The sequence below is a fragment of the Pelomonas parva genome (genome assembly GCF_043555835.1).
GTDB classification, from domain to species: Bacteria; Pseudomonadota; Gammaproteobacteria; order Burkholderiales; family Burkholderiaceae_C; genus Pelomonas; species Pelomonas parva.
The window spans coordinates 261,682-286,288 of sequence record NZ_JBIGHV010000005.1 but is presented as its reverse complement, the minus strand read 5'-3'; the positions used below and the strand labels follow the sequence as shown (position 1 = coordinate 286,288).

The following is a 24,607-nucleotide window of genomic DNA, read 5'->3' as shown; positions in this document are numbered from 1 at the left end:
GCGCCCGCAGTCCTCAGCCTCGCGGCGGCGCCAGCGGCGGCGCGATGATGCGGCCGCGCCAGTCGGCATCAGCCGTGGCCGGGCGGCCAGCGCCTGCTGCCGCCATCGGCAAGGCCAGCGGCGCCGGCAACCAGGCCAGGAAGGCCGTGGCACCGCCTTGCGCGGCCTCGTCGGCCGGGTCGCCGACGGCCAGCACGTCGGTGTCGGCCGCCGTGTGGCTGTGCCTCACGCCGCCATGCTCGTGCTCCTCGGCAGCGGCGCCGTGGCTTACCACCCAGGCGGGCCTGTGACCCTGAAGCCGCAGGTCCTGCGCGGGGTGCAGGCGGTCCAGCAGCACCCGCAGCGGCGACGGCGATGCGTCATGCACAGCGCCCGTGTGCACATGGCGCTGGCCCTGCAGGCTCACCGCGAGTTGCAGCACGCCCTGCAGCGGCAGCACGACGAGCAGCAGCATCAGCAGGCCGGCGCGCATTCGTTGCAGCAGTGAGGACGGGCACAGGGGCACGGGCGTTGTCGTTGAGGGGCGAAACCGTGCATCTTGCGATGCGGGCATGGCCTGCGTGTGACACGCAGCCTCATGGCCATACGCGGCCTGCCCGTGCGCGGATTCGCCGCCCCCTCGTTCGTCAGGCCGGCCAGCTCGTGAACGGCCGCACCGCCAGGTTGGCGTTGACGTAGCGGCCGTCGCCGGTGACCTCGTCGCCCAGCCAGGCCGGGTGGGCGAAAGGCTGGCTCTCGGATTCGAGTTCGATCTCCGCCACGACCAGGCCGGCATTGGCGCCCAGGAACTCGTCGACCTCCCAGGTCACGCCCTCATGCGGGCACAGGTGGCGAATCTTCTCGACGACGGGGCCGTCGCACAGGGCCAGCAGCGCTTGAGCATCGGCGAGTGGGATGTCGTACTCGAACTCCGCGCGCGTCGCACCTTGGGTCGCGCCCTTGATGGTCAGGAATGCTGCTTCGCCCGCGATGCGCACACGCACCGTGCGGGCCGGGTCTCGGCTCAGGTAGCCCTGGCTGAAGCGCGTCTGCGTGGCAGCCTGCGCGCGCCAGCCATCGCCCGTGACGAGGAACTTGCGTTCGATCTCAATGCCCATCGCTGGCTCCTCCGGCGCGTGCGGCGGCTTCGCGCAGCTTGTCCTTCTTGCTCTTGCGCGTCGTGCTCTTGATGCCGCCCGTGGCCTGCGTCTCGCTGGCCACGGCCTCGGGGTCGAAGCCCGCCAAACGCTCGCGCGGCACGCGCTGGCCTTGCCGCTTCTCGATGACGCGGAAATGGCTCTCGGCGTTCTCGGCGCTGTCCGCGCAGATGAAGCTCACGGCCACGCCTTGCGCGCCCGCGCGGCCGGTGCGGCCGATGCGGTGGGTGTAGTCGGCCGGCGAGCGCGGCAGCTCGTAGTTGACGACGGCATCCAGCGCGTCGACATGCAGGCCGCGCGCGGCCACGTCGGTGGCGACGAGCACCTTGACGCTGCCGGCCTTCAGCGCCGCCAGCACGTCCTGCCGGGCGCCCTGGCTCAGCTCGCCATGCAGCACGCCGGCCTTGAAGCCGTGGGCGAACAGCTTGTCGGACACGAGATCCGCCGTGTAGCGGCTGGCGACGAAGACCAGCGCCCGCTCCCAGCCCTCGGTCTTCAACAGCTCGCGCAAGGCGGGCAGGCGCTGGGCGCGGTCGAGCTGGATGGCGCGCTGCGTGATCTGCGGCGGTGCCTCTTCGATGGTGATGCGAACGGGGTCGCGCAGCAGTTGCTCGGCCAGCACCTGCACGGCGGGCGGGAAAGTGGCGGAGAACAGCAGCGACTGGCGCTGCGCCGGCAACAGCGCCAGCACGCGCTGCAGCTCCTCCGCGAAGCCCTGGCTCAGCAGGCGGTCGGCTTCATCCAGCACCAGGCACTGCACGCCGGCCAGCTGCAGGCCGTTGTGCTCCAGCAGGTCCAGCAGCCGGCCGGGCGTGGCCACCATCACGTCGCAGCCGCCGCGCAGCGCCATCAGTTGCGGGTTGATGGACACGCCGCCAAAGGCCAGCGCGACCTTGGGCCGGTGCAGGAGCAGTGCCGCCAGCTCGCGCAGCAGCTCAGCCGTCTGTGCGGCCAGTTCGCGCGTGGGCGCCAGCACCAACACGCGAGGTCCCGGGCGTGGCGGTGACGCGATCAGCCGTTGCAGCAACGGCAGCGCAAAGGCGGCCGTCTTGCCGGAGCCGGTCTGCGCCAGCGCCAGCACGTCGCGGCCGGCCAGCGCGGGGGGGAGTGCCGCCGCCTGGATGGCGGTCGGCGCGTGGTAGCCCTGCTCGCGCACGGCGCGCAGCAGGGCGGGCGTGAGGCCCAGTTCGTTGAAGCTCATGCGTCATTAGAAGGGTTTTGCGGGACAGACCGATCAAGCGCCGCGAGCAGCTCTGTCCCCAACTGACTAAAAAAGTGCCTGCTGGTCGCCCGCCAACTGGCCCGCCGCGCGGGCCTCGATGAGCAGCAGCTGCCGCTTGGTCTCGACGCCTCCGGGGGCCGAGAAACCCGTCGGTGCACCGCCCGCGCCCATGACGCGGTGGCAGGGCACGATGGGCGCAAACGGGTTGTGGCCTTCGGCGCGGCCGACGGTGCGCGCCGCGCCGGCATGGCCAAGCGCGCTGGCGATCTCGCCATAGGTGCGGGTCTGGCCGACGGGGATCTGGCGCGTCAGCCACAACGCCTCGCGATCGAACGCCGGGACGGCGCGATCGTCCAGCTTGACGGCCAGCAGCTCACGGTGGTCGGCCGTCTCGCCCGCCAGCAGGCGCTGGATGAGGGCGATGGCCTCGTGCACCGGCGCGGGCGGCGCGGCCTCGCTGGCGCCGTCGAAACGGCGCTGCATCAACTCGCGCAGCGTGGCGACATCGGCTGCCGGCAGTTGCGAGCCGATTACACCGTCGCTGGCATCGCCGCGCCAGGCGATGCCGCAGTGCCCCAGCGCGGTGGCGAAGACGGCGAACCGCGTCGTCAACCGCCCTGCCCCAGCCGCGCCGCCGTTGCCATCGCAGCGACCTCGCGCGGCGGCAGCGCCTTCAGCCGGTGGTCGCTCCACACCTGGCGCCAACGGCGCGCGCCCGGTGTGCCGTTCCACAGGCCCAGCGCGTGGCGCATCGCATGCGCCCAGGACCGACCGGCGACGTGCACGCGTTCCAGGTAGTCCAACCACTGGTCTTCGACCTGCTCACGGCTGACGGCCGGGTCGTCCGTGCCGAAGAAGCGCGAGTCCCACCGCGCCATGCTCCAGGGCTCGTGATAGGCCTCGCGGCCGACCATCACGCCGTCCAGCACGGCGAGCTGGGCGGCAATCTCGTCAGGTGTCTTCAGGCCGCCGTTGATGGCGATGGTCAGCTGCGGGAATTCGCGCTTGAGCTGCGCCACCAGCTCGTAGCGCAGCGGCGGGATCTCGCGGTTCTCCTTCGGGCTCAGGCCTTGCAGCCAGGCGTTGCGGGCATGGACGATGAAGACCTCGCAGCCGGCTGCGGCGACGGTGCCGACAAAGTCGCGCACGAAGTCGTAGCTCTCGATGCGGTCGATGCCGATGCGGTGCTTGACGGTCACCGGCAGCGCCGTCGCGTCACGCATCGCCTTCACGCAGTCGGCCACCAGTTGCGGCTCGGCCATCAGGCAGGCGCCGAACGCGCCCTTCTGCACCCGCTCGCTGGGGCAGCCGCAGTTCAGGTTGACCTCGTCATAGCCCCAGCGTTCGGCCAGCTGCGCGCAGGCAGCCAGATCGGCCGGCTCGCTGCCACCCAACTGCAGCGCGACCGGGTGTTCCTCGGCGTTGAAGTCCAGATGACGCGGCTGGTCGCCGTGCAGCAGCGCGCCGGTCGTCACCATCTCGGTGTAGAGCAGGGTGCGGCGCGTGATGAGACGGTGGAAATAGCGGCAGTGGCGGTCGGTCCAGTCCATCATGGGGGCGACGGACAGGCGCCAGGGGCTAAGTGCTTGATTCGAAATCACTAATTTTCTCTTCCGTCAGCGCGCGGCCGGCTCGCTCAGCACGAAGGCGGCCCAGCTCTGGACGAGCTGTCCCCGCCGCAGGGCCTCCAGCTGCGTCGCCTGCAAGGCGACGCTCAGATCCTGCGGCCGACGCTTCGCCTGCTCGTAGAAGCGGTGCATCAGGCTGGCCGTGCTGCTGTCATCGACCCGCCACAGGCTGGCCAACACCTGGCCGGCGCCACTGACCAGCAGCGTGCTGGACAGGCCGTCGACTTCGCGCCCGTCGGCACCCATGCCACCCGGCACGGCGGTTTCGCAGGCCGACAGGGTCAACAAGCGCGGCGCACCCAGCGGCCACTGCCGCAGCTTTTCCAAGGTCAGGCGTGAACCGTCACCCAGCAACAGCCAGGACTGCGCGACATTGCCGGGGCGCAGCACGAAGTGCGTGCCGATGTGAACCACGCCACCGGCTGACCGCGTCGAGCCAGCGGCGCGCCACGCGGTCTCGGTGAAGCGCGCATTGAGGTCGCCCTGCCCGCGCAGCACGCCACGGCAGGCACGGTCATCCCAGCCGCGCACGGGTCCGTCCACGATGCCGCACAGCTCATCACCCACGCCAGGCAAGGCCGGCAGGCCCGCGAGCGCCTCGGTCACGCCCCAGGCCTGCACCGCCAGCGGTGGCACTGCCTTGCCAGCTGGCGCAAGGGTTGCAGCGGCGGCAGCGCGGTCCACCGGCGTGGCCATGCTCAAGGCGAATCGTTCGATGAGGTAGCTCTGACCGTCGTGCAGCAAGCCCAGCGGCAGATACCGCAGCGCGCCATCCGACCAGATCACCAGCCGGCGTATGCGCCAGGCACGGGCCTGTTCGACGAACAAGGCGCCGATCTGTGCATGCAGCCGTTGCGCCGGGCCACGCACATCCTGGCGCTGGCGCACGGCGTCCAGCAGGCCCGCCACGCCGCGCGACAGCTCGGCCGCAGTGGCCGGGCCGCGCACGACGCGTCGACCCTGCTGGCCCACCAGCACCGCCCGCAGCCCGTCTGCCCCGGTCAGCAGGTAGACGTGCAAGGTGCGGGCGTCGGCCGGCACGGGCAGGCGCGGATCTGCTGTGTCAGCCGATGCGCGGCTGGTGCTGCTGAGGCCCGGCTCGGGTGTTTGGGTCTGGACCTGAGCCAGCGCACTTTGCAGTCGCTCACGGACAGCCAGCGCCTCGGCCCCCTGTTCGGCCAGCAGGGCTTGCAGGCGAGCGCTTTCTTCGCGGCTGATACGCCGCGCCGCCAACAGGCGATTCAGGCGCTGGATTTCCTGGGCACGCAGCTCGCCGGCGCCAGCCGCTGCATCCAGCCGCTGGCGCCAGGCCAGCTCGCGCGGCGTGAGACTCAAGCCCTCGGCCGCAGCCGCGCTTCGGTGCTCGTTGAAGTCGTCCTGTTCGCTGCGCTTGAGCAGGCGCAGCACCTCCAGTCCTTCGGGCACGCGCCCTGCATCCAGCAGCCAGCCCGCCACGTCGCGATACAAGCCCAGCTTGTCGGCCAGGTACAGCTTGTCGGCGTCAGGGCCCAGGCCGTCCAGGCGGTTGCGAGTGACCTGCAACTGCACCAACGCCAGCTTGCCGAAGAAGATCGCTTCGGCGCTGCGCTTATGCACCTGTTGGCTGCGTGCATAGACCGCCAGGGCCTGCCATTGCAGCAAGGGGCTGGCTGCGGCCCAGGCCGCCTGTATGGCCTGCCCGGCCTGCAGTTGGGCACTCTCGGCATCACCGGCCGCCAGCCGGTCGCGGGCCAGCACCAGTGCCGCAGCAGCCGCCAGCCGGGGTTGCTGCGTGATCGCGCCCAAGCGGCGCGGCAGTTCAGCACAGCCACGGCCCAGGCCGCAGGCGCGAACCAGCAGGTCGCGGCGGTTGGCGTGTTCCGGCGGGAACTGCACAGCGTAGGCACTGTCGGCTTCATCCAACGTGCGCAACGCGGCCTCGGTCTGGCCCGCGAGTTCCTGCCACATCGCCAGCACCAGCAGCCGCTGGCCGCGTTCGGCCAGATTGGCCGGCGCACGCGCTGCCTCGATCTCGGCGCGCTCCAGCAGCACGCGTGCAGCATTCAGGTCGCCCAGCGTCAGCAGGGCCTGGGCCTGGCCCAGCAGCACGCGCAGCCGCAACCAGGCCTCGCCCTGAGGCGGTTCGATGTCAACGATGCGCTGGGCCTCACGCCAGGTGGTCATGGCGCCGGCCAGGTCGCCCAGGGCGATCTGCGCGCTGGCCGTCTGGTGCAGCGCATTGAGCTTTGCGCCGCCTTGCGTTTGCGCGGCGGCAGCCTGTGCATGCACCAGTGCGTCCTGCGGCTGACCGCGCGCCAGCAACAAGTTGGACAGGTTGCCGCGCATCTGAGCCAGCGCCCCCGAGGCCTGAGCATCGGAAGAACCACCGCCTTCGCTTTCGGCGATGGCCTGCCGCATGGCGGCCAGGGCTTCGTCGAACCGGGACAGATTGGTCAGGGCGCTGGCCCGGTTGCCCAGCGCCACGGCCAGGCCTGTGCGATCGGCTGGCAGGTACTGGCGGCGGTGCGCGACCAGTTGGTCTGCGGTGGCCAGCGCCTCGGTCCAGCGGCCTTGCACCGCCTGGGCATAGACGAGCTGATTCAGCGCCACCGCCACCGGGTAGCGGAAGACTTGTCCGCCGTCTTGCGCCTGCACCCGCTGCAGCATTTGGTTCAACTGTTCCGCCGCTGGGGCGAAGCGGCCGGCCATCAGCTCAGTGGTGGCACGGTTTGCCAGGGCCAGCGCACCGTCCTTGTCAAGCGGCTTGTCATCCGGGCTGGCATCTACGGCGCGCTGGGCCCACAGCTGGCTGGCCGTCTGGTCACGCACCTGCAGATGCGCCTGCAGCAAGGCGGTTGCCGCGCGGCGCAAGGCCAGGCGCCCGGTTTCGCCCAGCGCCTGGGCCTGGGTGTACGCCTGTTCGGCCAAGGCCATGGCTTCCGTGCGGCGCTGCGCGCCCACCAGCACCTGCGCCACCAGTGCCTGCCAGTCCAGCGTGTTCCCGGCCTGCCCGCCGGCCTGCCGGGCTTGGGCGACCCAACCCCGGCAGGCGAAGTCCAGCGTGATTTCCTCGTCGGCACTGTCGAGGGCCACGCGCTGCTGCCGCAGATCGGGCACGCGCAGGCTGTCGGCCGGCAAGGCCCACGCGGGCGCGCAAAGGGTCTGGATGCCGACGTCAACGGCATGAACCTGATGGGCCGCCCCCGGGGCTGACTCTTGGGCGACCGCGTCACTCGGCATCCAGCCGGGCGACAACAGCGCCAAAACCATGGCCCTGCAGGTCAACCAGGCAGCAGGCTTGACTGCGGATTTCAATGCGGACTCCCGGCCCCTGCCCCACGGACTGTGGCGCAGTTCGCTCACTGGAGGTCTCGCAGCGGATGCTCGGCCAACGCCCACGGACTGGCGAAGAAAGCAGCCACCTCGGCCGGGTCGACGCCCGCCACCGTCGCAGGCTGCCAGCGCGGCGCATGGTCCTTGTCGATGGCCAGCGCGCGTATGCCTTCGACCGTTTCGCTGGCCGAAGCGCCGCGCAGGTGGAAGGCGTGATGAACGAGGTCGCGCTCCAGGCGCAGGTCGTCGGCCAGGTCGAGATGGCGGGCGCGGCGCACCAGCTCCAGCGTGACGGCCATCATCGTCGGCGAGCGGCCTTGCAGCGTCTGCAGCGTGCGGCGCGCCCATTCGTCATCGGCCTGCGCAAGCGAGGCGAGGATGGCCGGCAAGGTGGGCTGGCCGAAGTGGCGGTCGACCTGCGCCACTGGCGTGTCGGACGACGGCGCGATGTCGCAGCGCTCCATGACGGTGGCGACGACATGCTCGGCGCTGGGCTGCTCGCCGTGGCGCAGGTTGTCGATCATCGTGGGCCAGTGCTCGGCGCCGACGAAGACGTCGCCCAGGCCCCAGGTGATCGCGTCCGAGGCGCCCACCGTCTGGCCTGTCAGCGCCAGCCATTCGCCGATGTGGCCGGGGCATTGCGCGAGGAACCAGCCGCCGCCCACGTCCGGGAACAGGCCGATGCCGGTCTCGGGCATGGCCAGCGTGGAGCGCTCGCTCAGCACCCTCAACTTCGAGCCCTGGCTGATGCCCATGCCGCCGCCCATGACGATGCCGTCCATCAGCGCAACATAGGGCTTGGGATAGTGGTGGATCAGGTAGTTGAGGCGGTATTCCTCGGTGAAGAAGTCGCCCAGCGCCGGGTCGCCGGCCAGCGCGGCCTGGTGGAAGAAGCGGATGTCGCCGCCCGCGCAGAACGCCGGCGGCTTGCCTTCGCGGGGTGCTCCGAGAACGGCCACGGCCTGGATCTGCGGGTGCGCGGCCCAGTGATGCAGCAGCGCGGTCATGTCGCGAATCATGGCCAGCGACAGCGCGTTGAGCGCCTGCAGGCGGTTCAGCGTGATGAGGCCAAGGCAGCCATTGACCTCGGCCAGGATGTTGCCGTCGGACGCCAGGGGTGGGATCAGGTCGCTCATGCGTTCTTCAATGCAGATTTGACGGAGGGGGGCGCCAGCGCCTCGTTGGCGACCAAGGCCGCGAGCACGAGGCTACCGCCGATCAGCGCGGCGCTGCCTGGGTGTTCGCCCGCAAACGCCCAGGCCCATAGCACACCCAGCAGCGTTTCGGCCTGGCCGAGCAGGGCCAGCTCGTGGCCAGGCAGCTCACGAGCCAGGCGCACAGCGAGCAGACAGGGCACGGCGAGTTGAAAGATGCCGAGGAAGGCCAGCAGGCCGAGGTCGTGGGCGCCGGCCTGCAGCGGCCAGGCCAGCGGCAGCGTGATCGCGGCCGAGAGCAGGGCGCCGATCAACACGGCCGGCAGCATGTCGGCGCCCTGCCCCACCTTCTGCAGCAGGCACCAGTTCGTCGCGGCCGCCAAAGGCACGCCAAGCGCAACAAAGACACCCAAAAGCGGCCCGCCAAGCTGGCCGCCGAACATCCACGCGATGCCCGCACCGGCCACGGCGATGGCCCACCAGGTGCGCGCCGGGATCGGCTGGCGCAGGAAGACGCGCGCGAAGATCGCCGTGAACAGTGGTGACAGCGACATCGTCACGAGCACGTTGGCCACCGTCGTCAACGACAGCGCCACCATGAAGGCCGTGAACATGACGGCCCAGCACAGGCCGGACGCCCAGACGGCGGTGCCGCGCATCGCGCCGAGCAGCGCCCTGCCCCGCATGAAGCCGAGGATGACGACCAGCGCGAGCGCATTGAAGGCACTGCGCCAGAACGTGATCTCGAAGCCCCGCGCCGCGTCCAGGTGCCGCGTCACCACGCCCGCCGAACTCCACAGCAGCGTGACCAGCAGCATCAGCAACACAGCAGATCGGTGGCTCATCAACGAAGAGCGCCCCGTAAACGGGGCGCGGGCAATCATCTGACTAGAGCCCCCTCGCGGAGGGGGCTGGGGGAGCTCAAGGAGCCGCGCCAGCGAGTGGCTCGCGCTTAAGCGCGAGACGCTCGCTTACGCTCGTTTTCGGACAGATGGCGCTTGCGCAGGCGAACCGACTTCGGCGTGATCTCGACCAGCTCGTCGTCCTCGATGAACTCCACGCCGTACTCCAGCGTCAGGTCGATCGGCGGCGTGATCTTGATCGCGTCTTCCTTGCCGGAGACGCGGAAGTTGGTCAGCTGCTTGGTGCGCGTGGCGTTGACGACCAGGTCGTTGTCGCGGCTGTGGATGCCGACGATCATGCCTTCGTAGACCGGGTCGTTGGGCTTGACGAACATGCGGCCGCGGTCGTCCAGCTTGCCCAGCGCATAGGTGAAGATCTCACCGGCGTCCATGGAGATCAGCACGCCGTTCTTGCGGCTGGCGATGTCGCCCTTGTGCGGCTCGTAGCCGTCGAAGATGTTGCTGATCAGGCCCGAGCCACGGGTCAGGTTCAGGAACTCGTTCGTGAAGCCGATCAGGCCCCGCGCCGGGATGCGGTACTCCAGGCGCACGCGGCCACGGCCGTCCGGCTCCATGTTGACCAGCTCGCCCTTGCGCTCGCCCAGGGCCTGCATGACGCCGCCCTGGTGGGTTTCTTCCACGTCGGCCGTGACCAGCTCGATGGGCTCGTGCTTGACGCCGTCGACGTCCTTGAACACCACACGCGGCTTGGAGACGGCCAGCTCGTAGCCCTCGCGGCGCATGTTCTCCAGCAGGATGGTCAGGTGCAGTTCGCCGCGACCCATCACTTCGAAGATGCCGTCCTCGTCGGTCTCGCTGACGCGCAGCGCGACGTTGCTCTGCAACTCCTTCTGCAGGCGGTCCCAGATCTGGCGGCTGGTGACGTACTTGCCTTCGCGGCCGGCCAGCGGGCTGGTGTTGACGCAGAAGTTCATCGTCAGCGTCGGCTCGTCGACCTTGAGCATGGGCAGCGGCGCCGGCTCGCTCGGGCTGGTCACGGTGACGCCGATGCTGATCTCGTCGATGCCGTTGATCAGCACGATGTCGCCGGGACCGGCCGTCTGGGTCTGCACGCGGTCCAGACCCTGGAAGGTCAGCACGTTGTTGACGCGGCCCTTGTAGGTCTTGCCGTCCGGGCCTTCCATGACCAGCACGTCCATCGCGGGCTTGAGCGTGCCCTGGCTGATGCGGCCCACGCCGATGCGGCCGACGAAGGTGGAGTAGTCGAGTGCCGAGATCTGCAGCTGCAGCGGCGCCTCGGGGTCACCCTTTTGTGCCGGCACGTGCTTCAGGATGGTGTTGAACAGGGCCGACATGTCGGGGCCCCACTGCTCACCGGGTGCGCCTTCTTCCAGCGAGGTCCAGCCGTTGATGCCAGAGGCGTAGACGACGGGGAAATCGAGCTGCTCGTCATTGGCGCCCAGCTTGTCGAACAGGTCGAAGGCGGCGTTGATGACGGCGTCGGGCTTGGCGCCCGGCTTGTCGACCTTGTTGACGACGACGATAGGCTTCAGGCCCAGGGCCAGCGCCTTCTTCGTGACGAAGCGCGTCTGCGGCATCGGGCCTTCCTGCGCGTCGATCAGCAGCACGACGCCGTCGACCATGGACAACGCGCGTTCGACTTCACCGCCGAAGTCCGCGTGGCCCGGGGTGTCGACGATGTTGATGTGCGTGCCTTCCCAGCTGACCGCGCAGTTCTTGGCCAGGATGGTGATGCCGCGCTCGCGCTCGATGGCATTGCTGTCCATGACGGTGTCGACGACCTTCTCGTGCTCGGCGAAGGTGCCGCTCTGACGCAGGAGCTGGTCCACCATGGTGGTTTTGCCATGGTCGACGTGGGCAATGATGGCAATGTTGCGGATCGGGGTGGTCATGGTGATGCTTTTAAAGAAAACCGGGTCAGGCAGAAGCTATTGCTTCTCAAGGAGCGCCTGGACCTCCGGCGGGGTCAACAGGCGGTCGGCGATCAGCTCGCCAGAAGTGATGTGGGCGCTGCCGAGAAAGGCGCGCGATTCGGGGCCGTAGACGCGCACGCGTTCGGCGTCGGGCGCGCTGACACGGCGGCGCAGCCCGGACAGAAAACGGGCGGCCTCATCGGCCGGCAGGCGCAGCTCGGGCGCGTCGGCCAGCAGCCGGTCGGGTGACGTGAGCAGCGCGGCGCGCTCATCGTCGGGCAGGGCCTCCAGCGCGGTCAGCGTGATGCTGCCGTCCAGCGTCAGGCTGCCGGAGCCCGTGCGGCGCAGCGCCGCCAGCGACGCGCCTACACCCAGCTTCGCGCCGATGTCTTCGGCCAGCGTGCGGATGTAGGTGCCTTTGGTGCAACGAACGTCGAGGGTCACGGTGCCAGCCTGCACGGCGACGATGTCGATGGCATGAATCGTCACGCGACGGCTCTTGCGCTCGATCTCGACGCCGGCGCGGGCGTATTCGTACAGCGCCTTGCCCTCGTGCTTGAGCGCCGAGTACATCGGCGGCGTCTGGTCGATCTCGCCAGTGAAGGCGGCGCAGGCGGCAGCAATCTGCTCGGGCGTGATGTGGTCGGCGTCAACACGCGCCAGCACCTCGCCCTCGGCATCGCCGGTCGTCGTGCGGATGCCCAGCGCCAAGGTCGCGAGATAACGCTTGTCGGCGTCCAGGCTGAGCTGGCTGAACTTGGTGGCCGCACCGAAGCACAGCGGCAGCAGGCCGGTGGCCAGCGGGTCCAACGTGCCCGTGTGGCCGGCCTTCTCGGCGCGCAGCAGCCACTTGGCCTTCTGCAACGCGTCGTTGCTCGACAAGCCCAGCGGCTTGTCGAGCAACAACACACCATGCAGCGGCCGACGCTGAACGCGTACTCGGGCAGGCCTGGTGGCGACGACGGCCTCAGTCATTCGGTTCCTCGTCTTCCAACGCGCGCGTCGCGTTGGCGCGGTTGATCAGCGCGCTCATCTCGGCCGCGCGCTCGGTGGTGCGGTCGAACTGGAAGTGCAGCGTCGGCACCGTGTGGATCTGCAAGCGCTTGAACAAGCCGTTGCGCAGGAAGCCCGCCGCCTCGTTCAGCGCCTCCTGCGTCTCGGCCGGGTCGCCGATAAGCACCGAGAAGAACACCTTGGCATGGACGTAGTCGGGCGTGACCTCGATCGCGTTGATCGTGGCCATGCCGATGCGCGGGTCCTTCAGCTCACGGATCAGCTCCGCCAGATCGCGCTGGATCTGGTCGGCGACGCGGAAAGCTCGGTTGGGAATGGCGCGTTTATGTCTCATGGCGGTTTCCTCAAAGAACAAACCCCGCCCCTTTCGGGCGGGGTCTGCGGGGTAAACCCGAGGGATTGGCAGTTAAAGCGTGCGAGCCACTTCCTTGATCTCGAAGAATTCCAGCTGATCACCTTCCTTGATGTCGCTGTAGTTCTTGAGCTTGATACCGCACTCGAAGCCTTCCTTGACTTCCTTGACGTCGTCCTTCTCGCGTCGCACCGAGTCCACTTCGCCCGTGTAGACGACGGTGTTCTCGCGCAGCAGGCGGAAGCGCGCGCCACGGCGGACCAGGCCGCTGGTGACCATGGAGCCGGCCACCGTGCCGATCTTGGAGGCGACGAACACGACACGGATCTCGGCCGTGCCCAGTGCCTCTTCGCGCTGCTCGGGCGCCAGCATGCCGGACATCGCCTTGGTCACGTCATCCACAGCGTCGTAAATGATGCTGTAGTAACGCAGATCGACGGCGTTGCCTTCGGCCAGCTTGCGCGCACCGGCATCGGCCCGCACGTTGAAGCCGATGATGACGGCCTTGGAGGCGATGGCGAGGTTGATGTCGCTCTCGCTGATGCCACCGACCGCCGCGTGGACGATCTGCACCTTGACCTCGGCGTTGCTGAGCTTGAGCAGCGAAGCGGCCAGCGCTTCCTGCGAGCCCTGCACGTCGCTCTTGATGATCAGCGGCAGGGTCTGCACGTCGCCGCCGCCCATCTCGCTGAACATGTTCTCCAGCTTGGCGGCCTGCTGCTTGGCCAGCTTCACGTCGCGGTACTTGCCCGAGCGGAAGGTGGCCACCTCACGGGCACGACGCTCGTCGCCCAGCACCATGAACTCGTCGCCGGCCTGCGGCACTTCAGTCAGGCCCTGGATCTCGACCGGGATGGACGGGCCAGCCTCGGTACAGGCCTTGCCGTCCTCGTCCAGCATGGCGCGCACGCGACCGAAGGTGGAACCCGCCAGCACGACATCGCCGCGCTTGAGCGTGCCGCTCTGCACCAGCACCGTCGCCACCGGGCCGCGGCCCTTGTCCAGCTTGGCTTCGATGACGAGGCCCTTGGCCATGGAGACGACCGGCGCCTTCAGTTCCAGCACTTCGGCCTGCAACAGCACCTGCTCCAGCAGGTCGTCGATGCCCTGGCCGGTCTTGGACGACACGCCGATGAAGGGCGCGTCGCCGCCGAACTCTTCCGGCACGACCTGCTCGGCCACCAGCTCGCTCTTGACGCGCTCGGCGTTGGCGTCGGGCTTGTCGATCTTGGTCATCGCGACCACGATGGGCACGCCTGCCGCCTTCGCGTGGTGGATGGCTTCCTTGGTCTGCGGCATGACGCCGTCATCGGCCGCACAGACCAGGATGACGATGTCCGTCGCCTTGGCGCCGCGAGCCCGCATGGCCGTGAAGGCCGCGTGACCCGGGGTGTCCAGGAAGGTGATCATGCCGCGCGGCGTCTCGACGTGATACGCACCGATGTGCTGCGTGATGCCGCCCGCTTCGCCGGCAGCGACACGGCTGCGGCGGATGTAGTCCAGCAGCGAGGTCTTGCCGTGGTCGACGTGGCCCATGACGGTGACGACCGGCGCGCGCGGCAGCGACTCGTGCTGCTGCTCGGCGGCGCTGCCCTCTTCTTCAAGGAAGGCATCCGGATCGTCCAGCTTGGCCGGCACGGCCTTGTGGCCCATTTCCTCGACGAGGATCATGGCCGTTTCCTGGTCCAACTGCTGGTTGATGGTGACCATCTGGCCCAGCTTCATCAACTGCTTGATGACCTCGGCAGCCTTGACCGACATCTTGTGCGCCAGGTCAGCGACCGAGATGGTCTCCGGCACGTGCACCTCGATGGTCTGCTGCTCGACCGGCGGCGTGAAGTTGGAGCCACCGTCATCACGGCCGCCACGACCACCGCGGCCACCGCGCGCCGGAGCGCGCCAGTTGCCACCGCCACCCGGGCGGTTGGCGCCGGCGGGGCCGGAGCCGATGGTCTTGAGGCCACGCTTCTTGGCGGCGTCATCGGCCCAGCTGGACGACAGCTTCTCGGACTTGACCGACTTCTTGTCGCCCGGCTTGGCCGTGGTGCTGCCCGGAGCAGCCGGTGCGCCCGGCGCGCCGACCTTCTTGTGGATGGTGCCCTTGATGCCCGCAGCCGGTTCGGCCGGCTTGGGCTCTTCCTTCTTGGGCGCGACCATCACCTTCTTGGGCGCGTTCATCATCGCGCGGATGGCGGCAGCCTCGGACTCGGCGGCCTTGCGGCGGCGGGCCAGGTCGTCCTGCTTGTTCTTCTCTTCGGCGGCGGCGTCCACGGCCTTGACCACGCGCAGCGCGGGCTTGGGCGGCTCCACGGGCGCGGCAACCACGACGGGCGCGGGCACCTCCACCGGCGCAGCGGCGACGGGTTCGGGCGCAGGCGCCGGTGCCGACTTGGCGCGGCGGCTGGCAGCAGCCTTGTTGATGGCAGCGGCTTCGGCGGACGCGGCAGCCGAGCTGCGCTGGCGGGCTTCGGCGGTCTGCTCCGGCTTGGCAGCTTCGGCAGCGGCCTGCGCTGCGGCGGCCTGTGCGGCAGCAGCGGCGGCAGCCGCAGCAGCGGCCTCGGCGGCAGCCTGCTCCTCGGCACGGCGCGCCTCGGCGGCTTCGCGGGCGGCGCGCTCGGCGTCCTCGCGGGCCTTCACCTTGGCGTTCAGCTCCTCTTCTTGCTGACGCAGTGCGGCGGCCTGGGCTTGCGCCTCTTCCTCGCGACGCGCCAGGTCGGCATCGTCCTGGCCACTGCCGGCCTCTTCCGAGGCGTCGTCGCGCTTGACGAAGGTACGCGTCTTCTTGACCTGGACCTGGATCGTGCGGGCCTTGCCACTGGCATCGGCCTGCTTGATCTCGGTGGTCGACTTCTTGACCAGCGTGATCTTCTTGCGGTCAGCGGCAGCGGTGCCGTGGGACAGGCGCAGGTGGTCGAGCAGGCGTTCCTTGTCGTTCTCGCTCAGCGAGTCGTCGACGGAAGACTTCTTGACGCCCGCGGCTTGCAGCTGCTCCAGCAGACTGCTCGCCGGCTTGCTCAGCTCGGCGGCGAATTGGGCGACGGTAGTCACGGCCATGTGGGAATCCTTCAAATTACTTTTGGTGCGGCGCGGCGTGTCGAGATCGATCAATCGTTGAACCAGTGTTCACGCGCCTTCATGATCAGCGTGCGCGCAGCCGCTTCGTCCAGGCCGGACAGGTCGACCAGCTCATCCACGGCCAGATCGGCCAGGTCATCGCGGGTGTTGATGTTGCCTGCCGCCAGCTTGGACAGCAGTTCGGGCGAGACGCCTTCCAGGTCGCGCAAGTCCTGCGAAACCTCCTCGACCTTCTCTTCCTTGGCGATTTCCATCGTCAGCAGCGCATCCTTGGCACGAGTGCGCAGCTCGTTGACGGTGTCCTCGTCGAAGGCCTCGATCTCGAGCATTTCCTGCATCGGCACGTAGGCGACTTCTTCCAGGCTGGTGAAGCCCTCGGCGATGAGGATGTCGGCCACCTCGGCATCGACGTCGAGCTTGTCGACGAACAGCGCGCGAACGCCTTCCGTCTCCAGCTCCTGCTTGGCGGCCGATTCCTCGGCCGACATGATGTTGATGCGCCAGCCGGTCAGCTCGGACGCCAGGCGCACGTTCTGACCGCCACGGCCGATGGCGATGGCGAGGTTTTCCTCGTCGACGACGACGTCCATCGCATGCCGCTCTTCATCGACAACGATGCTCTGCACATTGGCCGGGGCCAGCGCGCCGATGACGAACTGCGCCGGGTCTTCGCTCCACAGCACGATGTCCACGCGCTCGCCGGCCAGTTCGGTCGTCACGCCGTTGACGCGCGAACCACGCACGCCGACGCAGGTACCGATGGGGTCGACGCGGCGGTCATGGCTGATGACGGCGATCTTGGCGCGGCTGCCGCTGTCGCGGGCGCAGCTCTTGATCTCCAGCAGCCCTTGCTCGATCTCCGGCACTTCCTGCGCGAAGAGTTCCTTCATGAACTCGGGGCTGGAGCGCGACAGCATGATCTGCGGGCCGCGCTGCGTCGGGTCCACGCCGAGGATGACGGCGCGCACGCGGTCGCCGGTGCGCAGGTTCTCTTTCGAGATCATCTCGCTGCGCTTGAGGCGGCCTTCCACGCGGCCGCTTTCGACAATGATGTCGCCCTTGTCCAGACGCTTGACGGTGCCGACGAAGATCTTCTCGCCGCGCGACATGAAGTCGTTGAGCAGTTGCTCGCGTTCGGCGTCACGGATCTTCTGCAGGATGACCTGCTTGGCTGCCTGCGCGCCAATGCGGCCGATGGGCACGGACTCGACCGGTTCCTCGATGTGGTCGTCGACCTCGATGTCGTCGATCTGCTCCTGCGCTTCGAACAGCAGGATTTCCGCGTCGGCGTTCTGCAGACCAGCTTCGTTCGGCACCACATGCCAGCGGCGGAAGGTCTCGTATTCGCCGGAGTCGCGGTCGACACTGACGCGGATGTCGGCCTCAGCGCCGTAAATCTTCTTGGTGGCCGAGGCCAGTGCGGCTTCGACCGCACCGAACACGACATCGCGTTCCACGCTCTTCTCGCGCGAGATCGCGTCCACCAGCATCAACATTTCGCGGTTCATTGCTTGAGACCTCCGTCAACCTTGTCTTGGCCGGGCACCACCTCGGTGGATGCGCCCGCTTGTTTCTTAGCTGCTGCCTTTTTCGGCTTGATAACGCCACGCTGGCCCGGCTTGCGGTCGGGCGCCGGCTCACCGCCGCGCCCCTTGAAGCTGATCACCGGGACGAGGCGGGCCTCGCGCACCTCGTCGAGCGTGAAGTCCAGCGCCTGGTCGGCCTCGCCGTCGTCGAACACCAGGCGCCAGGCCTGGTCGTTCTCGGCCTGCGGCTGGGCGCTGAGGACGCCGCGGTATTTCTTCTTGCCCTGGAACGGCAGCTTCAGCGTGATGTCGATTTCTTGGCCGGCAAAGCGCGCGTAGTGCGCAGCCTTGTTCAGCGGCCGATCCAGACCCGGCGAAGACACTTCGAGCCGGGAATACTCCAAACCCTCGACCTCAAGTACATACTGCAGCTGGCGAGTGACCTTTTCGCAGTCGTGCACATCGACCAATTCACCGGCAGCCGCTTGCGCCTCCAGCTTGTCGATCGTCACGCGCAGCGTTCCACCACTGGCACTGCGTTCGCAGTCCACGAGTTCGTAACCGAGTCCGGTCACAGTCGTTTCCACAGTGGTTTGCCAACTCATGCGGGGATGGGCGAGGGGTCGAAGAAAAGCGAAAAAGCAAAAAAAATGGGCTGGATGAATCCGCCCAACTCGTTTCACAAAAAACCAACTGCAACCAGTTTGCGGCCAGCTCCGGGGGATGTCGTCCGGGGCTTGGCGAGGCTGAGCCTCGTTTTCGGTGAAAGTCGGATTGTACGGTGCAAGTCCCATGCCGGCAAGCCGCCGGCCGCTGCGCGTGACAGAATCTGAGGCTGTTTGAGACCTCACAGGAGACAAGAATGGGCTTTCTCGCCGGCAAGCGGCTGCTGATCACGGGCGTGCTGTCCAACCGCTCCATCGCCTACGGCATCGCCCGGGCCTGCCACCGCGAAGGCGCCGAGCTGGCCTTCAGCTACCAGGGCGAGCGCTTCAAGGAGCGCATCACCGAGTTCGCCGCCGAGTTTGGCTCCCAGCTGATCTATGACTGCGACGTGACCAGCGACGAGCAGCTGGAGGCGCTTTTCAATCAACTCGGCGAGGCTTGGCCCGAGTTCGACGGCTTCGTCCATTCGATTGGTTTTGCGCCGCGCGAGGCGATTGCCGGCGATTTTCTCGAAGGCATGACGCGCGAGAACTTCCGCATCGCCCACGATATTTCGGCCTACAGCTTCCCAGCCATGGCCAAACTCGCCGCACCGCGGCTGCGCGAAGGCGCCGCGCTGTTGACATTGAGCTACCTCGGCGCGCTGCGCATTGTGCCCAACTACAACACCATGGGCCTGGCCAAGGCCAGCCTGGAGGCCAGCGTGCGCTACCTGGCGCAGGCGCTCGGCCCGAAGGGCGTGCGGGTGAACGGCATCTCGGCCGGCCCGATCAAGACGCTGGCGGCCTCGGGCATCAAGGACTTCGGCAAGCTGCTGGGCCAGTTTGCGGCCCAGGCGCCGATCCGCCGCAACGTGACGATCGACGACGTCGGCAACACCGCCGCCTTCCTGCTCTCCGACCTCGCAGCCGGCATCAGCGCCGAAATTACCTACGTCGACGGCGGCTTCAGCCAGATCGCGATGGCCGGCGAGGGGTGAACGGTCGCCGCTAGCCGTTCAAATCCCGCCCCCAGGCCAAGCCTTGGGGCGGGGCAGGCTCAGGCTTTGACGCAGTCCACGTAGTAGAAGCCGCGCCCAGTCTCTTCGTCGATCTCGTGCACGAGGCCGTGCACGTCTGTCGCGAAGCCTGGGAACCTGGCGTTGAAGCTGCGCGTGAACTTCAGGTAGTCGACGATCTTCTTGTTGAAGCGCTCGCCGGGCACAAGCAGCGGGATGCCGGGCGGGTAAGGCGTCAGCAGCGAGGTCGTGATGCGACCCTCCAACTCGTCGATGCCGACGCGCTCGGTGCGGCGCTGCGCGATGTGGGCATAGGCGTCGGTCGGCGTCATGGCCGGCTGCAGGTTGGACAAGTACATGTCCGTCGTCAGCCGCGCGATGTCGCCTTCCGCGTAGGCCTGATGGATCGCCTGGCAGAGGTCGCGCAGACCCATGCGCTCGTACTTCGGGAACTTGGCGCAGAACTCCGGCAGGATGCGCCACAGCGGCGCGTTCTTGTCGTAGTCGTCCTTGAACTGCTGCAGCGCCGTCAGCAGCGTGTTCCAGCGGCCCTTGGTGATGCCGATGGTGAACATGATGAAGAACGAGTAGAGGCCCGTCTTCTCGACGACGACGCCGTGCTCGACGAGGAACTTGGTGACGACAGACGCCGGGATGCCGGTTGTGGCGAAGCGCCCTTCCATATCCAGCCCGGGCGTGATGATGGTGGACTTGATCGGGTCCAGCATGTTGAAGCCTTCGGCGAGGCCGCCGAAGCCGTGCCAGTCCTCGTCCGCATGCAGCATCCAGTCGTCTGAGACCGGGTGGCTGCCCTGGTCATCCTGGGCACGCAGGAAGTCCGGCCCCCAGACCTTGAACCACCAGTCCTCGGCATAGTCGGCCTCGACCTTGCGCATCGCGCGGCGGAAGTCCAGCGACTCCCTGATGCTCTCCTCCACCAGCGCCGTGCCGCCGGGCGGCTCCATCATGGCGGCCGCCACGTCGCAGCTCGCGATGATCGAGTACTGCGGGCTGGTGCTGGTGTGCATCAGGTAGGCCTCGTTGAAGAGGTGCTTGTCGAGCTTGACGCTCTGCGAGTCCTGCACGAGCACCTGCGAGGCCTGCGAGATGCCGGCCAGCAACTTGTGCGTGGACTGCGTCGCGTAGACCATGGCCTCCTTCGGACGCGGGCGGTTCTTGCCCATCGCGTGGAACTGGCCGTAGAAGTCATGAAAGGCCGCGTGCGGCAGCCAGGCCTCGTCGAAGTGCAGCGTCGGGATGTAGCCGTCGAGCTTCTTCTTGATGGTCTCGGTGTTGTAGAGCACGCCGTCGTAGGTGCTCTGCGTCAGCGTGACGATGGCGGGCTTGACGGTGGCCGGGTCGATGTGCGCGAGCAGCGGGTTGGCGGCGATCTTGGCGCGGATGGTCTCCGGGCTGAACTCGCTCTCCGGGATGGGACCGATGATGCCGTAGTGGTTGCGCGTCGGCGTCATGAAGACGGGGATGGCGCCGCACATGATGATGGCGTGCAGATTGCTCTTGTGGCAGTTGCGGTCGATGACGACCACATCGCCCGGCGCCACCGTGTGGTGCCAGACCATCTTGTTGGACGTGCTGGTGCCGTTGGTGACGAAGAAACAGTGGTCGGCATTGAAGATGCGCGCCGCGTTCTTCTCGCTCTGGGCAATGGGGCCGGTGTGGTCCAGCAACTGGCCGAGCTCCTCGACGGCATTGCAGACGTCGGCACGCAGCATGTTCTCACCGAAGAACTGGTGGAACATCTGGCCCACCGGGCTCTTCAGGAAAGCGACGCCGCCGGAATGGCCCGGGCAGTGCCAGGAATAGGAACCGTCCTGGGCGTATTCCATCAGCGCCTTGAAGAACGGCGGCGCCAGGCCGTCGAGGTAGCTCTTGGCCTCGCGGATGATGTGGCGGGCCACGAACTCCGGCGTGTCCTCGAACATGTGGATGAAGCCATGCAGCTCACGCAACACGTCGTTAGGCAGATGCTGGCTGGTGCGCGTCTCGCCGTAGACGTAGATCGGAATGTCCGGGTTGCGGTTGCGGATCTCCTGAATGAACTTGCGCAGGTTCAGCACCACGGGGTCCATCTCGGGGCCGGGCGTGAACTCCTCGTCGTCGATGGACAGGATGAAGGCCGACGCGCGGCTCTGCTGCTGCGCGAACTGCGACAGGTCGCCGTAGCTCGTCACGCCCAGCACCTCCATGCCCTCCTTCTGGATGGCCTCGGCCAGCGCGCGGATGCCCAGGCCCGAAGTGTTCTCGGAGCGGTAGTCCTCGTCGATGATGACAACGGGAAAGTGAAAACGGATCATGGGCAGCCTCCAGCGGGCGGGCATCAAAAACGAAGCGGCGAAGTGTAGGGCCGCAGTGTGTTTCGTCCGTGTCAGCGCAGTCTATAAACTGCCCCGACAACGCAGACCTCGGGAGACAAGATGGACTGGAACTGGGCCACCGGCTGGTGGATCGCGGCGGGCGTGCTGGTCGCTGTCGAATTGGCCACCGGCAGCTTCTACCTGCTGATGTTGGCGCTGGGCGCAGCCGCTGGTGCGCTGGCTGCGCATCTGGGCGTGGGCCAGACCGGCCAGCTGCTGGCGGCCGCCGTCGTCGGTGTCGCTGCGGTCGTGGGCTGGCACCTGAAGCGCAGGCGCATGCCCGCGTCCGCGCCCGCCTCGAGCAATCCCGACGTCAACCTCGACATCGGGCAATCCGTGCAGGTCGAGGCATGGACGACCGACGGCCTGGCCAAGGTGCACTACCGCGGAGCGGCCTGGCAGGCGCGCTTCATCGGCAGTGCGCCGGCCCAGAGCGGCCGGCATGTGATTCGCGCGGTCGAAGGCAGTTGCCTGCTGCTCGACCGCTGAGCCTTCAAATCAACAACACGGGAGGCCCCATGGGGTTCCAGATCGCACTCGTCATCCTCGTCATCGCCGCCATCTTCGTCGTGCGCTCGATCAAGGTCGTCCCGCAACAGAACGCCTGGGTGGTGGAGCGCCTCGGCAAGTACCACGGCACGCTGACACCGGGCCTGAAGTTCCTAGTGCCCTTTGTCGACCGACTCGCCTACAAGCACTCGCTGAAGGAGATCGCGCTCGACGTGCCCAGCCAGGTCTGCATCACCAAGGACAACACCCAGTTGACCGTCGACGGCATCCTCTACTTCCAGGTCACGGACCCGATGCGCGCCAGCTACGGCGCGAGCAACTACGTCATCGCCATCACCCAGCTCGCACAGACGACGCTGCGCTCCGTCATCGGCCGCATGGAACTGGATCGCACCTTCGAGGAGCGGGCGGTCATCAACACCTCCGTGGTCGAGGCCCTGGACGAAGCCGCGCTGAACTGGGGTGTGAAGGTGCTGCGCTACGAGATCAAGGACCTGACACCGCCGCCGGCCATCCTGCACTCCATGCAAGCGCAGATCACCGCTGAGCGCGAGAAACGCGCACTGATCGCAGCGTCGGAAGGCAGGCGGCAGGAGCAGATCAACATCGCCACCGGAGAGCGCGAAGCCGCGATCGCGCGCTCGGAGGGTGAAAAGCAGGCAGACATCAACCAGGCCCAGGGCGAGGCGGCCGCCATCACGGCGGTAGCCGATGCGACGGCCGATGCCATCCGAAAAATTGCCGCCGCCATCCAGCAGCCTGGCGGCGAACAGGCCGTCCAGCTCAAGGTGGCCGAAAAGGCAGTCGATGCGTTTGCCCAACTCGCACAGAAGAACAACACGATGATCGTGCCCGGCAACGTGAGCGAGGTCGCGGGCTTGATCGGCACGGCGATGAGTCTGCTCAAGGCAGGCAGCAAGCCCTGACAGCCTGAGTTACCCGGAAAGTTACCCGGTCAGATGCCGGAATGTGGTGCACTTACCCGGGCGCTGGCGGACAAAGAAAAAGGCCCAAGTCGTTGATTTACTTGGGCCTTTTGGGCTTCAGCGGACTTCGCTGAACTCTGAGATGGTGGAGCCGGGGGGAATTGAACCCCCGTCCGCAAGCCATCACCGGGCAGATCTACATGCTTAGCCGGCTGATTTGAATCTCACGGTCAACTCGCGCAGTGGCACGCTAGCTTTCCCGCCAGTCACTTAGTCTCACAACACACTGAGTGACCCAGCGCATTGCCAGCCGATGTGAGTGACTTCTCAGCCTTGCCCCTTGCGAGGTTCAGCCCGGCCCATCGGCCTGCCGTTGAGAAGCTCATCCGCAATTAAGCGGCGAGTGCGAACGTAGAGTCGTTTGCAGTTACTTTGTTTCCAGTGGTTTTACGAGCGGACTGGTGCTCGGCATGCCCTACTCCGGATCCGCACCCACGTCGAAACCAGGTCGGCCCCAGGAACCTTATTTTAGGCCAGTCCGAGCTGCTTCAAGAGCTCGCCTGGTTCGGTCAGCACGATATCTGCGCCCCAGCGGCTGTGGTCGGCCTCTGGGCCGAGGTAACCCCATGCCGCCACCGCCGTGGTCATGCCGGCCGCGCGACCGGCGATGACATCGCGCTCGTCGTCACCGACGTAGAGGCAAGCCTGTGGCGCGACACCCAGACGACGCGCCGCTTCCAGCAGCGGCGCGGGATGCGGCTTGGCATGGCCCGTCGTGTCGCCGCCCACCACGGCCTGCGCACCCAGGCGCAGCGCTGTTGTCAGCGGCAGCGCGAAACGCTCGGCCTTGTTGGTGACGACGCCCCAGGCCAGTCCCACCGCCGCCAACCCCGCCAGTTCGGCGGCTATGCCGGCAAACGGGTGCGTGCTGTCGTACATCAGTGCCTCGTAGCGATCGAGGAACTCGCGCTTGAGTTCGTCATACCCCGACTGGCCCGGTCCGATAGCGAAGGCCTGGCCCAGCATGCCGCGCGCGCCGGAGCCACCATGCGGCCGGTATTGCGCCAGGGGTAGCGGCGTCAGGCCACGCTTGGCACGCATCGCGTTGGCAGCACGGGCGAGATCTTCTGCACTGTCGATCAACGTGCCGTCAAGGTCGAACAGCACGGCACGCAGATGCGCCCAGCGTGCGCCGAATGGACTCACAGCGGGCGCCGGCAGGCCAGCAAGTAGTTGACGTCCGTGTCGCTACCGAGGCTGTAGCGCTGCGTCAGCGGGTTGTAGGTCAGACCCCGGCTGGACTGCAGCTCAAGCCCGGCATCGCGGCAGAACTGCGCCAGCTCCGACGGCTTCAGGAAGCGCGCGTATTCATGCGTGCCCTTGGGCAGCATGTTCAGCACGTACTCCGCGCCGACGATGGCCAGCAGGAAAGACTTGGCATTGCGATTCAACGTCGACAGAAACACCCACCCGCCCGGCTTGACGAGCGCCGCCAGCGCATGCACAACGGAGGCCGGGTCGGGCACATGCTCCAGCATCTCCATGCAGGTGACGGCGTCGAAGCTCGCAGGCTGCTCGGCGGCCAGCGCCTCGACGGCGATCTCGCGGTACTCAACACCCTCGGTGCCGGCTTCCATCGCGTGCAGTTCGGCGACGCGCAGCGGCTTGGTCGACAGGTCGATGCCCAGCACCTGCGAGCCGGCACGGGCCATCGAGTCGCTCAGGATGCCGCCGCCGCAACCCACGTCGACGACCCGTTTACCCGCCAGAGGACATAACTGTTGAATCCAGCCCAGGCGCAGCGGGTTGATCTGGTGCAGCGGCTTGAAGTCACTTTCGGGGTCCCACCAGCGGTGGGCGAGTTCGCCAAACTTGGCAAGCTCTTGCGGGTCGGCATTGATGGTCATGGCGTGCTGA

At 67.5% G+C, this 24,607-nt stretch carries 20 protein-coding genes and 1 other RNA gene; 3 read left to right on the top strand and 18 right to left on the bottom strand.

Features of this window, described 5'->3' with window-relative positions; genetic code table 11:
• Window positions 1-13: 13 nt before the first annotated feature.
• The 14 genes from ACG00Y_RS15080 to rimP form a co-directional block, all read right to left on the bottom strand.
• Window positions 14-472 carry a hypothetical protein gene (locus ACG00Y_RS15080; protein WP_394480171.1) on the bottom strand — a complete coding sequence of 153 codons (459 nt, stop codon included), beginning with the start codon at window positions 470-472 and terminating at the stop codon, window positions 14-16.
• Between the two features lie 154 nt (window positions 473-626).
• Window positions 627-1,097: a CYTH domain-containing protein gene (locus ACG00Y_RS15075; protein ID WP_394480169.1), complete on the bottom strand. Its 471-nt coding sequence runs from the start codon at window positions 1,095-1,097 to the stop codon at window positions 627-629.
• Complete coding sequence (locus tag ACG00Y_RS15070; RefSeq protein ID WP_394480167.1) at window positions 1,087-2,337, bottom strand: DEAD/DEAH box helicase; 1,251 nt, start codon at window positions 2,335-2,337, stop codon at window positions 1,087-1,089. Before ACG00Y_RS15070 ends, ACG00Y_RS15075 begins: the two co-directional genes overlap by 11 nt.
• Window positions 2,338-2,403: 66 nt before the next feature.
• Window positions 2,404-2,970 (bottom strand): methylated-DNA--[protein]-cysteine S-methyltransferase, encoded by a 567-nt coding sequence (locus ACG00Y_RS15065; RefSeq protein WP_394480166.1) that lies wholly within the window; start codon window positions 2,968-2,970, stop codon window positions 2,404-2,406.
• The gene (dusA, locus tag ACG00Y_RS15060) at window positions 2,967-3,911 is read right to left on the bottom strand and encodes a tRNA dihydrouridine(20/20a) synthase DusA (protein ID WP_394480164.1); all 945 of its coding nucleotides are present in this window, start codon (window positions 3,909-3,911) and stop codon (window positions 2,967-2,969) included. The genes ACG00Y_RS15065 and dusA overlap by 4 nt, the downstream gene beginning before the upstream one ends.
• A gap of 63 nt (window positions 3,912-3,974) precedes the next feature.
• Entirely contained in the window at window positions 3,975-7,103 is a 3,129-nt protein-coding gene (locus tag ACG00Y_RS15055; protein ID WP_394480162.1) for a CHAT domain-containing tetratricopeptide repeat protein, read from the bottom strand.
• 221 nt (window positions 7,104-7,324) lie between these two features.
• Window positions 7,325-8,434 (bottom strand): enoyl-CoA hydratase/isomerase family protein, encoded by a 1,110-nt coding sequence (locus ACG00Y_RS15050; RefSeq protein ID WP_394480159.1) that lies wholly within the window; start codon window positions 8,432-8,434, stop codon window positions 7,325-7,327.
• Window positions 8,431-9,297, bottom strand: coding sequence for a DMT family transporter (locus tag ACG00Y_RS15045; RefSeq protein ID WP_394480157.1), 867 nt, complete (start codon window positions 9,295-9,297; stop codon window positions 8,431-8,433). Before ACG00Y_RS15045 ends, ACG00Y_RS15050 begins: the two co-directional genes overlap by 4 nt.
• A gap of 107 nt (window positions 9,298-9,404) precedes the next feature.
• Window positions 9,405-11,228, bottom strand: coding sequence for a translational GTPase TypA (typA, locus tag ACG00Y_RS15040; protein ID WP_394480155.1), 1,824 nt, complete (start codon window positions 11,226-11,228; stop codon window positions 9,405-9,407).
• A gap of 36 nt (window positions 11,229-11,264) precedes the next feature.
• The gene (gene truB / locus ACG00Y_RS15035; RefSeq protein WP_394480153.1) at window positions 11,265-12,224 is read right to left on the bottom strand and encodes a tRNA pseudouridine(55) synthase TruB; all 960 of its coding nucleotides are present in this window, start codon (window positions 12,222-12,224) and stop codon (window positions 11,265-11,267) included.
• Window positions 12,217-12,597, bottom strand: a complete 381-nt coding sequence (gene rbfA / locus ACG00Y_RS15030) for a 30S ribosome-binding factor RbfA (protein WP_394480151.1) — start codon at window positions 12,595-12,597, stop codon at window positions 12,217-12,219. The genes truB and rbfA overlap by 8 nt, the downstream gene beginning before the upstream one ends.
• Window positions 12,598-12,669: 72 nt before the next feature.
• Window positions 12,670-15,669: a translation initiation factor IF-2 gene (infB, locus tag ACG00Y_RS15025; protein ID WP_394480149.1), complete on the bottom strand. Its 3,000-nt coding sequence runs from the start codon at window positions 15,667-15,669 to the stop codon at window positions 12,670-12,672.
• 50 nt (window positions 15,670-15,719) lie between these two features.
• The gene (gene nusA, locus ACG00Y_RS15020) at window positions 15,720-17,198 is read right to left on the bottom strand and encodes a transcription termination factor NusA (RefSeq protein WP_394480146.1); all 1,479 of its coding nucleotides are present in this window, start codon (window positions 17,196-17,198) and stop codon (window positions 15,720-15,722) included.
• A complete protein-coding gene (gene rimP / locus ACG00Y_RS15015) occupies window positions 17,195-17,821 on the bottom strand; it encodes a ribosome maturation factor RimP (RefSeq protein WP_394480144.1) in 627 nt (208 codons plus the stop codon). Before rimP ends, nusA begins: the two co-directional genes overlap by 4 nt.
• 257 nt (window positions 17,822-18,078) lie before the next feature.
• On the opposite strand from rimP, the gene fabI reads away from it, so the two are divergent.
• On the top strand, window positions 18,079-18,861 hold the full coding sequence (gene fabI / locus ACG00Y_RS15010; protein WP_394480142.1) for an enoyl-ACP reductase FabI: 783 nt from the start codon (window positions 18,079-18,081) through the stop codon (window positions 18,859-18,861).
• A gap of 59 nt (window positions 18,862-18,920) precedes the next feature.
• On the opposite strand, the gene ACG00Y_RS15005 is transcribed toward fabI, so the two are convergent.
• A complete protein-coding gene (locus ACG00Y_RS15005; protein WP_394480140.1) occupies window positions 18,921-21,194 on the bottom strand; it encodes an Orn/Lys/Arg family decarboxylase in 2,274 nt (757 codons plus the stop codon).
• A 120-nt stretch (window positions 21,195-21,314) separates the two neighbouring features.
• Between ACG00Y_RS15005 and ACG00Y_RS15000 the strand changes: the two genes are divergently transcribed.
• Window positions 21,315-21,743 carry an NfeD family protein gene (locus ACG00Y_RS15000; RefSeq protein WP_394480138.1) on the top strand — a complete coding sequence of 143 codons (429 nt, stop codon included), beginning with the start codon at window positions 21,315-21,317 and terminating at the stop codon, window positions 21,741-21,743.
• A 29-nt stretch (window positions 21,744-21,772) separates the two neighbouring features.
• Window positions 21,773-22,690, top strand: coding sequence for an SPFH domain-containing protein (locus ACG00Y_RS14995; protein WP_394480136.1), 918 nt, complete (start codon window positions 21,773-21,775; stop codon window positions 22,688-22,690).
• 143 nt (window positions 22,691-22,833) lie between these two features.
• Here ACG00Y_RS14995 and ssrA read toward each other — a convergent pair.
• The 3 genes from ssrA to ubiG all read right to left on the bottom strand — a co-directional run bounded on the left by ssrA (window position 22,834) and on the right by ubiG (window position 24,597).
• Window positions 22,834-23,206: a transfer-messenger RNA gene (gene ssrA / locus ACG00Y_RS14990) on the bottom strand.
• Window positions 23,207-23,218: 12 nt separating this feature from the next.
• Window positions 23,219-23,896, bottom strand: coding sequence for an HAD family hydrolase (locus tag ACG00Y_RS14985; protein ID WP_394480134.1), 678 nt, complete (start codon window positions 23,894-23,896; stop codon window positions 23,219-23,221).
• Window positions 23,893-24,597 carry a bifunctional 2-polyprenyl-6-hydroxyphenol methylase/3-demethylubiquinol 3-O-methyltransferase UbiG gene (ubiG, locus tag ACG00Y_RS14980; RefSeq protein WP_394480132.1) on the bottom strand — a complete coding sequence of 235 codons (705 nt, stop codon included), beginning with the start codon at window positions 24,595-24,597 and terminating at the stop codon, window positions 23,893-23,895. Before ubiG ends, ACG00Y_RS14985 begins: the two co-directional genes overlap by 4 nt.
• Between the last annotated feature and the right edge of the window lie 10 nt (window positions 24,598-24,607).